Genomic DNA, 1,237 nt, shown 5'->3' on the forward strand with positions numbered 1-1,237 from the left:
CGTGGCGGAAGCGGCGGTGCTGCGCTACCAGCAGGCCGCCGCCGACCTGCTGGCGCAGCCCCCTCCGGCGCACCCTCCTGGCCGGTGCGACCGTCGCGCTCGCCGCCGTCACGGCGACCGGTCTCGTGGTCAACGGCGAATCAGCACCGCAAGGCCATGATCGAAATGTCACGGAGACCGCCGGCGCTCCCACCGACCGGTCGGCTCCCGCCGGCAGCACAGGGCGGAGCGGGGAGGCCACGGCATCCCCCACCGCGCCGCCTTCCGAGCCTGCCGCCTCCGTCGCCGTACGGCCCCCGCGCACCTCCGGGCAAGGGGTGCGGCCCGACGACCGCGAGCCGACCGGTCCGTCCGCCGGCGGTCCGGGCAACGACCGCCCCGCGACGAGTCCGGCACCCGCGCCGGGCGACGTGGACGCCTTCCCCGGGAAGGCGCGGGGCCGGTCCGCCGCCACGGGGACGCACCGGCCGCCCGGCCTGGCCAAGCAGGCGGAGAAGGCCGAGGGGAAGGCGTCGCAGAAGAAGGCCGCCAAGGCCTCCCGGCTGCGCTGAGGCCACGTGAGCCGCGAAGGTGATGCGGGGCCGCCCCGCGTCCCGCGCCGGACGGGTCGGCGCGGTCGAGCGGACCGCCGGCCGTCCGGCGGAGCGGGTGGACCGGATCTCCCGGCGATTCCGCGAGGAGCGGCTGAGTGCCCGGGAGACTCCCGGGCACGCTGAAGGTATGACACACATCTACGAAGGCCCTGCCACGCTCGTCATCGGGGGAGAGGAGACCAAGGTGACGGCCGTCCTCCGGGCCGCGGACCACGACGGCTCCGGAAGCTGGTCCGGCACGGTCAGTGCCGACGGCCTGCAAGCGGCATTCTGGGCGGCGGTGCAGAGCAGTGGCGTGACGATCCGTATGCCCGGCGGCCGCCAGGGCGTGGCTCAGATCGACATGGACGCCGAGAGCGGCAGCGCCCAGGTGACGGGTGGCGGCCCGGCACCGTTCTGAGTGCCGTCGCCGCGTCCCTTTCGCCGCGTGATCGGCTCGTTCCTCCGGGGCGGATGACGGGAGCCGCCGGCATGCCCGGCCCGGCCCCCGCCTCCCACGTCCGACCGTGATCGAGGCGTAGCCAGGCCCGCGAGGCCGGCCGCGTCGAGGATGCGGGTGACACGCACACCAGCCGCATGGAGGGACCGGCCGAGGCCGGGCCGCTGCGCGGCAGCCGCCTGGCAGGCCGCTCGGGGTCAGGGGC

General features: G+C 76.2%; 2 protein-coding genes. Both read left to right on the forward strand.

Going from position 1 to position 1,237, the window contains the following annotated elements:
• The first annotated feature begins 317 nt into the window (after nucleotides 1–317).
• Complete coding sequence (locus tag ABZ371_RS32715; RefSeq protein WP_358686592.1) at nucleotides 318–551, forward strand: hypothetical protein; 234 nt, start codon at nucleotides 318–320, stop codon at nucleotides 549–551.
• A gap of 169 nt (nucleotides 552–720) precedes the next feature.
• On the forward strand, nucleotides 721–993 hold the full coding sequence (locus ABZ371_RS32720; RefSeq protein ID WP_358686594.1) for a DUF4873 domain-containing protein: 273 nt from the start codon (nucleotides 721–723) through the stop codon (nucleotides 991–993).
• Nucleotides 994–1,237: the final 244 nt, after the last annotated feature.

Source organism: Streptomyces sp. NPDC005899 (genome assembly GCF_040629645.1).
In the GTDB taxonomy this organism is placed as follows: domain Bacteria; phylum Actinomycetota; class Actinomycetes; order Streptomycetales; family Streptomycetaceae; genus Streptomyces.

Excerpts from the sequence above, each read along its gene's own strand:
- ABZ371_RS32720 (WP_358686594.1), top strand. The coding sequence starts at position 721 with ATGACACACATCTACGAAGGCCCTGCCACGCTCGTCATCGGGGGAGAG.